The 8,444-nt window shown below is 75.6% G+C and carries 8 protein-coding genes and 1 pseudogene; 5 read left to right on the top strand and 4 right to left on the bottom strand.

Going from position 1 to position 8,444, the window contains the following annotated elements; genetic code table 11:
• From SSBG_RS00675 to SSBG_RS00660, 4 genes and pseudogenes are all read right to left on the bottom strand, one after another.
• Nucleotides 1–403, bottom strand: a pseudogene (locus tag SSBG_RS00675) (hypothetical protein); the annotation flags it as partial.
• A 141-nt stretch (nucleotides 404–544) separates the two neighbouring features.
• The gene (locus SSBG_RS00670) at nucleotides 545–1,480 is read right to left on the bottom strand and encodes a M56 family metallopeptidase (protein WP_008744321.1); all 936 of its coding nucleotides are present in this window, start codon (nucleotides 1,478–1,480) and stop codon (nucleotides 545–547) included.
• 220 nt (nucleotides 1,481–1,700) lie between these two features.
• The gene (locus SSBG_RS00665) at nucleotides 1,701–2,261 is read right to left on the bottom strand and encodes a DUF5134 domain-containing protein (RefSeq protein WP_008744320.1); all 561 of its coding nucleotides are present in this window, start codon (nucleotides 2,259–2,261) and stop codon (nucleotides 1,701–1,703) included.
• Between the two features lie 177 nt (nucleotides 2,262–2,438).
• Nucleotides 2,439–3,377 (bottom strand): sugar phosphate isomerase/epimerase family protein, encoded by a 939-nt coding sequence (locus SSBG_RS00660; RefSeq protein WP_008744319.1) that lies wholly within the window; start codon nucleotides 3,375–3,377, stop codon nucleotides 2,439–2,441.
• A gap of 113 nt (nucleotides 3,378–3,490) precedes the next feature.
• On the opposite strand from SSBG_RS00660, the gene SSBG_RS00655 reads away from it, so the two are divergent.
• The 5 genes from SSBG_RS00655 (at nucleotide 3,491) to SSBG_RS00635 (ending at nucleotide 8,273) form a co-directional block, all read left to right on the top strand.
• On the top strand, nucleotides 3,491–5,233 hold the full coding sequence (locus tag SSBG_RS00655; protein WP_008744318.1) for an FUSC family protein: 1,743 nt from the start codon (nucleotides 3,491–3,493) through the stop codon (nucleotides 5,231–5,233).
• A complete protein-coding gene (locus SSBG_RS00650; protein ID WP_050776677.1) occupies nucleotides 5,230–5,775 on the top strand; it encodes a MarR family winged helix-turn-helix transcriptional regulator in 546 nt (181 codons plus the stop codon). Before SSBG_RS00655 ends, SSBG_RS00650 begins: the two co-directional genes overlap by 4 nt.
• A gap of 69 nt (nucleotides 5,776–5,844) precedes the next feature.
• Nucleotides 5,845–6,381, top strand: coding sequence for a hypothetical protein (locus tag SSBG_RS00645; RefSeq protein WP_008744316.1), 537 nt, complete (start codon nucleotides 5,845–5,847; stop codon nucleotides 6,379–6,381).
• A gap of 117 nt (nucleotides 6,382–6,498) precedes the next feature.
• The gene (locus SSBG_RS00640) at nucleotides 6,499–6,783 is read left to right on the top strand and encodes a DUF3311 domain-containing protein (RefSeq protein WP_008744315.1); all 285 of its coding nucleotides are present in this window, start codon (nucleotides 6,499–6,501) and stop codon (nucleotides 6,781–6,783) included.
• Nucleotides 6,780–8,273: a sodium:solute symporter family protein gene (locus SSBG_RS00635; RefSeq protein ID WP_008744314.1), complete on the top strand. Its 1,494-nt coding sequence runs from the start codon at nucleotides 6,780–6,782 to the stop codon at nucleotides 8,271–8,273. Before SSBG_RS00640 ends, SSBG_RS00635 begins: the two co-directional genes overlap by 4 nt.
• Nucleotides 8,274–8,444: the final 171 nt, after the last annotated feature.

Here is an 8,444-nt window from a genome sequence, read left to right as displayed (position 1 = left end):
CCGGGCGCTCCCGGCCCACCGCCGCCTTGACGAGTTGCTGGAGCGCGGTCCCGGCCAGGCACACCACCGCGATCCGCACGGCGGCCCCCCGCGCCCCCCGCGCGCACAGCACGACCACGAGGAGCGCGGCGAGCAGCCGGAACGTCCACGGGTCCCACACCCAGTCGCTCAGCACCCGGCAGGCGTGCGTGAGGCTCCCGTGCCGCACCGCCTGCCGGTGCACCGAGCGGGCGAGCGAGGAGTCGAGCGAGAGCAGCGGCCGCCAGGAGGCAGCGACGAGGGCGAGGAGCAGCGCGGAGAGCGCGCCGAGCACGAGGACGGCCGCGCTCCGCCATCCGGGTGGACCCGTGGGCCGCCCGTCGCTCCGCGGTGCGCGCGGGGTGCCGGTGGTCGCTGGAGCCATACGCGTTCCTCGCTGGGGTCGGAGGGCGGAACGCGACGCGCGTCCCGTGTGCCCGGCGGCGAAAGGGATGCGCCACGTACGTCCGCAGGGCCTACGGCCCGTACCCGCTCCCCCCGCCGCGCCCGCGCGGGGCGCCCCGTCTCAGCCGAGCGCGCGCAGGGCCGGGACGAGTGCGACGAGGACGGGGACGAGCGGGACGAGCGCGCCCGCCGCCGTCCACTGGAGCCTGCGCACCGCCGTCAGGCGCGGGCGGGCCGCCAGGAGCCGGTCGACGCGGCGCGGCACGTCGGCGCGGGGTGCGGGCGCCGGGCCGAAGACGCCCCGGTCCTCGTTGAGTTCGACCAGCGCGAGCGCCGTGGTCAGGCGGCCGAAGCGACGCGAGGCGACGTCGTCGGCCGCCAGCTCGACCAGCCGGTGCATCTCGTCGCGGAACGCGGCGAAGACCGGCACCTGCGGAAAGCCCCGCGCGAGCGCCCCGGAGCAGTGGAGGAGCCAGTCGTGGCGCGCGTGCGCGTGGCCCATTTCGTGCGCGAGGACCGCGTCGAGCTTGCGGCCCTCCAGGCGGCGCAGCGCCGCCGTGGTGATCACGAGCTGCGGGGGAGTGCCGGGCAGCCACCACGCCTCGGGCTTCTCGCCCTCAAGGACCCGCAGCCGCTCCCTGACCGGTCCCTCGCCGGGCAGCCGGGGCGAGCGCGTCCTGAGCGCCGCCCGCTCGGCGCGCCGGCGGCGCCTGCTCGCGCGGATCTCGCGGGTCAGCATCGCCGCCGTCCAGGCCCCGCCCGCCGCGAGGACGAGCGCGGTCGCCCCCGCCCAGGGACCCGCCGTGCGCAGCCCGTACGCGTCCACCACACCGTGCGGCGCGGAGGCGAAGAGCTGCCCGCGCACGGCCTCCCAGGCCGCCGCAGCGCTCAGCGCCATCGAGAGGGCGCAGCACATCAGCACACCGCCCACGACGCACTGCCACAGCCACAGCGCGACGATCGGCTCGCGGTCCGTCCACGGGACCCGGGCGATCACGCGCGGGGCGAGCACGGCGGTGAGCGCGCCGAGCAGCAGCAGGGCCGCGGGGACCATCATGCGTCCAGCCTATGGGGACGGCCGGTTCGGAAGATACAGGCTTTCATGGCAAGTGACGTACGCCACGGAAAGCGGCCCCCGGCTACGCGCGGCGCACGGCAGGGCGACGCTCCGTGCGCCGGGCGGGCACGGAACGCGCGCGGGGCCCGCTTGGGACACGTGGGCGGGACCGCTTGGGACACGTACCGGAGCGCCTCGTGTGCCGGGCCGGGCGCGCGGCTCACACCGTCAGCAGCATCGCGAGCATTCCCGTCGCCATCGCCAGCCGGCAGGCCCGCACCATCTCGCCGCGGCCCGTCCAGTGGGTCGGCGCCGGGCCGGCCGGGACCGCGGCGGGGACGAGGCGGGCGCCGGTCCAGAGCACGTAGGCCGCGTAGTAGACGAGCAGGAGCCCCGTGACGAGCGGGGTCCCGCCGGGCATGTGCCCGCCGCCGTGGCCCGCGTGCCCGGCCGGGGCGCTCGCCATCGCCCAGGCCATGTAGACCATCGCGAGGGTGCCGACGAGGTGGTGCGCGTGGTGCGCCGAGCCCGCCCGCGCCGCCCACAGCGCCCGCAGCGCCGCGAGCCCGAACACCACGGCGTAGCAGAGCCAGGCCCACGCCGGTGGCCGGAGCACGGCGGCGGGCACCGCCATGACCGCCATCGCGAACCCCATGAGCGCTTCCCCGCCCGCCGTGCTCCGCACGCCCCGGGCGGGGTGGCGCATCCGCAGCAGGCAATACGCCGACGTCGCCGCGCACAGCGCGACGAGCAGCCAGGCGGCCGGTCCCGGTGCGTGCACGGCGGACCTCCCCGTCGAGAGCCTTCAAGGGCCGAGAGTCGTGACGGGGAGGACCTGCCCACGGCAGGCGGCGGTCAAGGGGTCGCACGGGGGTACGCGGGGGAGTGCGAGGGGGCGCGAGGCACCGGCGGAGCCCCGGGCGCCGCCTCCTGGCCGCAGGGCGCGAAGCCCTCCCCCTCAGAGCGCTCCGGGCATCCGGGGGCGGCCGGGCGGCAGGCCCAGGGGCAGGCCGGCGGGCGAGGGGGCCCCGTCCGGGGGGACCGAGGCGTCGGCGCGGACCCCGTCGACCGGGAGGCCGGGGAAGTCCGCCTCCTCCAGCACGCCGACGCACGCGCGGTGGACCTGGCGCGCGGTGAGGCGGGGGTCCTGGATGTCGAGCATGTCCGAGACGACCTCGGCGGCGAGCGAGGCCCGGACCCCGTGGGCGCGCAGGGTGTCCAGCATCCCCGCCACGTGAGCGCCGCCCTCGCCCGGCAGGAGCCGGTGGTGGCGGGCCTCGTAGCGCGGGTCGCGCAGCGGGGTGCGCAGCGCGTCCGCGAGCTGGACGGCGATGATCCGCTCGGCGGGCACGGGCGCCAGATCGGCCGCGGTCGCCCCGGAGCGGGCCCAGTGCCAGCAGTCCACGAGGATGCCGCCGTTCGCGTCCCCCGCCGCCGCGACGACCTCCCAGGCGGCGCCGATCGTCGTGATGCCCGCGTACGGGAGGAATTCGAGCGCGGCGCGCGCCCCGCTCGCGTCGGCCTTCCGGCACACGGCCGCGAATCCGGCGGCCAGCCGCTCCGGGGGTTGCGCGGCGAAGACCGTGGCGTGCACGCGTTCGGGGCGGAACAGCTCGATCAGGCGCTCGGCGAGCGCGTCGTCCTCGCGGGCCTGCCGGCCCGCGCCGCCGCCCCAGGCGGTGAGCAGTTCGATCTCGGTCACGCGCAGGCCGCGCGCGGCGAGCAGGTCCGTCATCCGGGAATCGGTCCACCCGGCCTCCAGCGCGTCTCTGTACTGCTCGACGGACAGGCCGAGCCCCCGGAAACCGGCCTCGGCGGCAGCCCCCACCCGGGTGCCGAAGGGCACGGCGCGAAGAGTCTGGGCACTGAGGGTCAGCTCGTAGGACACGAGGCTCATCCTAACTTCGGTGCGCTCAACTGGGGAAACCCCGGACGAACGCGCGACGGCCGTTGCCGGTGGCACTCCGTGCCGAAATCATTCACGGGTAAAACACTTGTTAAGCTTGTGGCATGAGCCGCCCCGTCCCCGTCATACCCGCCGGGCAAGCCCCGGCCGCGTCACCCGCTCCCGGCCCCCGCGCGAAGAAACTCCCCCTCGCCGGGGTGCTCCGGCTCGGCGGCCTGAACGACACATGGTTCAAGCCCGCCACCGGCGCCTCCTCGGCCGCGGTGATCCCGCTGCTCACCCTTCTCGCCCTAAACCGCCTCGACCTCGCCGCCTACACGATGGCCGGCTCCCTGTGCGCCCTCTACGGCCACCAGCTCCCGTACGCGCGCCGCGCCCGCGCCGTCCTGTGGGTCGGCCTCGGCATGGTCGCCGGGGTCGCCCTGGCGATGCTGACCTCGGCCGCCACCGACTCCGTGCCCCTCCTCATCACGGTCGGCGCCGCCCTCGCCGCCCTCCAGAAGACCCTGTGCGAGAGCACGGGCATCGGCGCCCCCGGGCCCGTGATCTTCGCCTTCGTCAGCTCCGCGACGCTCTTCGCCCCGCAGACGCTCGCCGCCGTGCCGGGGCACCTCGCCCTCACCACCGGCGCCGCCGCCCTCGCCTGGTGCGTCACCATGGCCCCCGCCCTGCCGCGCCCCACCGGCCCCGAACGCCGCGCCACGGCCCGCGCGCTCGAAGCGGTCGCCGCCTTCCTCACCGCCCCCGGGGGAACGTCCGCGCGCCACCACGCCCGCGCCGCCGCCGTCACCGCCCTCCACACCGGCCGGGAGACCCTGCGCGCGGCGGGCCGCCGCACCCCCGTGCGGGACGGCCTCACCCGGCTCCTCGACCGCGCCGAGACCGCGCTCGCGGCACCGGGGGACGCGGACGCGGCGCTCCTCGTGGAGCAGGCGGCCAGGACGCGGGGCACCGGCCCGCTGCCCCGGACCGCCGGCCCCTGCGAACCCCCGGCCGAGGAACCCCCGCGCGTCCGCCGCCCCCGGGCCGCGCACCCCGTCGCACGCGCCCTCGCCCCCGGCTCCCCGCTGCTCCCCGTGGCGGCACGCACCTTCCTCGGCCCGCTCCTCGCGGGCCTCCTCGCCTGGGGCCTGGGCAGCGACCGCCCGTACTGGGCGATCGTCACCGCCGTCGCCGTCCTCCAGCTCAACGCGAGCCTCAGCTGGACCCGCGCGATCCAGCGCACCGTCGGCAACGTCGTCGGCGTCGGCGCCTTCGCCCTGCTCGCCCCCCTCGCCCACACGGGGCCCGCCGCCGTCGTCGCCCTGATCATCGTCCTGGCCTTCGGCGCGGAAGCCCTCATGCCGCGCAACTACTGGCTCGGCAGCGTCTGCGTGACCCCGATGGCACTCCTGATCGGCGAGTTCGGCGGCCACCACGGCACGGCACCGCTCGTCGGGGACCGCGTGCTCGACACCCTCGTCGGGGCCGCGACCGGCCTCGTCGCCGCCTTCCTCGTCACCAACCGCCGCGCGAGCGCCGTCCTGGAGCGCTCCCTCGCCGCCGCCGAGGCGGCACGCGCGGAGGCGGAGGCCCTTCTCGCCCGCACGGAGGCGAGCGGCGCCGCCCTCGCCCACGCCCGCCACCGGCTCACCGCGGCCCTCGTCGCCCTGCGCGCCGCCGCCGACACGGCGAGCGGCGAGCTGTGGCAGCGCCCCCTGCCCGCGGGGCGGGTGCGCGACGCCGAGCGCGCCGGACACCGTACGCTCGCGGCGACAGTGACCCGCCAGGGCCCGCGTGCCGCGCGGCCCGCACCCGGGGACCCCGCACCGCACGCGCGGTCCCCCGAGGAGGACGCACCGGTATGACGACGGCGAACGACCCGCCCGGAGCCCCGGCGGGCGGTCACCACGACTCGGTGGCCGCCGTCGTGCGGCAGTGGCGCGCCGTGCGCCCCGGCATCGACACGGCCCCGATGGAGCTGATCGGCCGCGTCAACCGCTGCGCCGCCCTTCTCCAGCAGGCCGAGGACGCGCCCCTGCGGCGCGGCGGGCTCAGCCGCGCCGAGTTCGACGTGCTCGGCGCGCTGCGCCGCACCGGCGACGAACTGACCCCCGGTGAGCTGGCCCGCGAGACGTACTCCTCGGGCGCCGCCGTCACCAAGCGGCTGCGCAGGCTCCAGGAACGCGGACTGGTCGAGCGCAGGACCGACCCGCACGACCGGCGGGTCAGCAGGCTCACCCTCACCGGAGCGGGCGCCGCCCTCGTCGACGACCTCCTGCCCGACCAGCTCGCCTTCGAGTCCACCGTCCTCGCCGGACTCCCGGACGACGAGCGCGAGCGCCTGGTGGGACTGCTCGGCGAACTCCTCGTCCAGCTCGAAGGCCGCCTCGGCGGGCCGAGGTACTGAGCGGGCACGGGACCGGGGAGCCCGAAAACCGGCTGCCCCGCCCCGCCGGGTCTGTGAGAGTGGCCCGTCGTGACCAGCTACCGCCTTCTCCTCATCGGCGGCGCCTCGGGTGTCGGCAAGACCAGCGTCGGCTTCGAGGTCTCCGCCGTCCTGCGCGCCGCCGGGACCGCCCACTGCCTCATCGAGGGCGACACCATGGACCACATCCACCCCGCCCCCGCCGACGACCCGCACCGCACCGCCCTCACCGCGCGCAACACCGCCGCCGTCTGGGCGAACTACGCGGCGCTCGGCCAGCGCCGCCTCGTCTACACGAACACCGTCAGCGTCCTCGAAGCGCCCATGCTCGAACGCGCCATGGGCGGCGACGAGGTGAGAACCACCCTCGTCCTCCTCACCGCCACCGAGGCCACCGTGCGCGAACGGCTCACCGCGCGCGAGACCGGCTCCGGGGCCGCGGCGCACCTCGCGCGGAGCCTGCGCGCGGCCCGCCGCTTGGACGCCGGGGCCCCTGCGGGCACGCTCCGCATCGCGACCGACGGGCGGTCCGTGCCGGACCTCGCCGCCGAGGTGGTCCGGGCGAGCGGCTGGACCACCGGCGACTGACCGGCGGCACCCGCCGGGACAAGATCGCCGGGTTGACCCCGCCCCCGCGCCGGGGAAGAGTACGCCCGGCCCCGTTCCCCGCGAGGCCGCCGCCGCCCACGAAGGACCCCGATCCCCATGCCCCCCGCACCTCCTGACGAGGCGCCCGAGACCACCCGCGCGCGCCGCCCCGCGCTGTGGCTGCTCCTCGTGCCAGCGCTGCTCTACGTCCTCGCCCCGCTCGTCGCCAACCGCGTCGAACCGCGCGTTTTCGGCCTGCCCTTCCTGTGGGCCTGGGTCATCGGCGCGACGATCCTGAGCCCGCTCCTCATCTGGCTCACCGCCCGCCTCGACCCCGTCTACCGCGCGAACGCCCCCGAACCCCTCGCGGGCGACACCAGCGCGGAAGGCCACCGGTCATGAGCGGTTCCGCCGTCCTCGCCACCACCGTCTTCGGCCTCGCGATGGTGGCGACCGTCCTCATCGGCCTGTGGAGCGCGCGCGGGCGCGCCAAGGGCCTCGCCGAGTGGTCCCTGTCCGGGCGCGGCCTCGGCGTGCTCTTCGTCTGGGTCCTCATGGCGGGGGAGACGTACACGAGCTTCTCGTTCCTCGGCACCGCCGGGTGGACGTACTCGATGGGCTCGCCGATCCTCTACCTCGTCGCGTACCTGACGGTCGGTTTCGCCGTCGCCTACCTCGCGGGCCCCGCCCTGTGGACCTACGCGGGCCGCCACCGCCTCGTGTCCATCGCGGACGTCGCCGAGCACCGCTTCCGCTCCCGCCCGCTCGGCGTCCTCGTCGCGCTCGTCGCGACCGTTTTCCTCGTGCCCTACATCCAGGTGCAGATCCAGGGCATGGGCGTCGTCGTCAACGCCATGACCTACGGCAGCGTCGACCTCAAGGTCGCCGCCGTCGTCTCCTTCGTCGTCGCCGAGTTGTTCGTCCTCGTCTCGGGGCTGCGCGGCTCGGCGTGGGTGAGCGTCTTCAAGGACGTGCTCGTCATCGGCAGCGTCGTCTTCCTGCTCGTCTACATCCCCGCCCACTACACCGGCGGCGTCGGCCACCTCCTGGACCGCATGGCCGCCGAGAAGCCCGAGTGGCTCACCTTCCCCGGGCACGCCTCCGGCGGCAAGGGCGCCGCGTGGTTCATCAGCACGGTGCTCCTCAACGCGGTGACCATCACCGTCTTCCCGACCACCGTCTCCGGCTACCTCAGCGCGGGCAGCGCCAACGCCCTGCGCCGGAACTCGATCCTGCTGCCCTGGTACCAGCTCCTGCTCTTCATTCCCATGACGGTAGGCGCGGTCGCGCTCTTCGCCCTGCCGCAGCTCGGCAACCCCGACCTCGCCCTCTACCGCCTCGTCACCGACTCGCTCCCGGCCGGGGCCGTCGCCGTCATCGGTGTCGCGGGCGCGCTCTCGGCGATCGTGCCGATGAGCGTCTTCATGCTCTCCATCGGCACCCTGTGGGGCCGCACGGTCCTCGGCGGCGGCAACGGCGCCGACCCGCGCCACCCGCTGCGCCACCGCGACGAGGCCGAGGCCGCGCGTGCCGACCAGCGCGCCAAGACCCGCTCGCAGCTCGTCTGCCTCCTCGCGGGCCTGCTCGCCCTCCTCGGCGCCCTCGTCCACCCGAGCACCCTCGTGGAACTCTCCGTCCTGTCCTACGAGGGCATCGCCCAGCTCGTGCCCACGGCGCTGCTCGCCCTCTTCTGGCCCCGGCTCGGCAAGGGCGCCGCCGTCAGCGGCATGATCGTGGGGCTCGCCGTCATGACCCTGCTCTGGGCCACGGACCACGACCCCTGGCACGGCGTCAACGGCGGTCTCCTCGCGTTCGCCGCGAACCTCCTGGTGGTCCTCGTCGTCACCGCCCTGCGCCCGGCGGCGCCCCGCCCGCTCCCCGCGGGGGACTGAGCGGAGGGACGGCACGGGGGAGCGTACGGCGACGGCCCGCGGTGAGAGGGGCACGCCCGTTCTTCCCCGCGCACGCGGAAGGATTGGGAATTTCTACATGATATTTTTTTTTATTTTTTTTTTATTTTTTTTTGACCTTTTCTTTATGATGTGATTTTTTTTTTTTTTTTT

It is taken from the genome of Streptomyces sp. SPB074 (assembly GCF_000154905.1).
In the GTDB taxonomy this organism is placed as follows: domain Bacteria; phylum Actinomycetota; class Actinomycetes; order Streptomycetales; family Streptomycetaceae; genus Streptomyces.
This window is presented reverse-complemented; position numbering and strand designations above follow the sequence as displayed.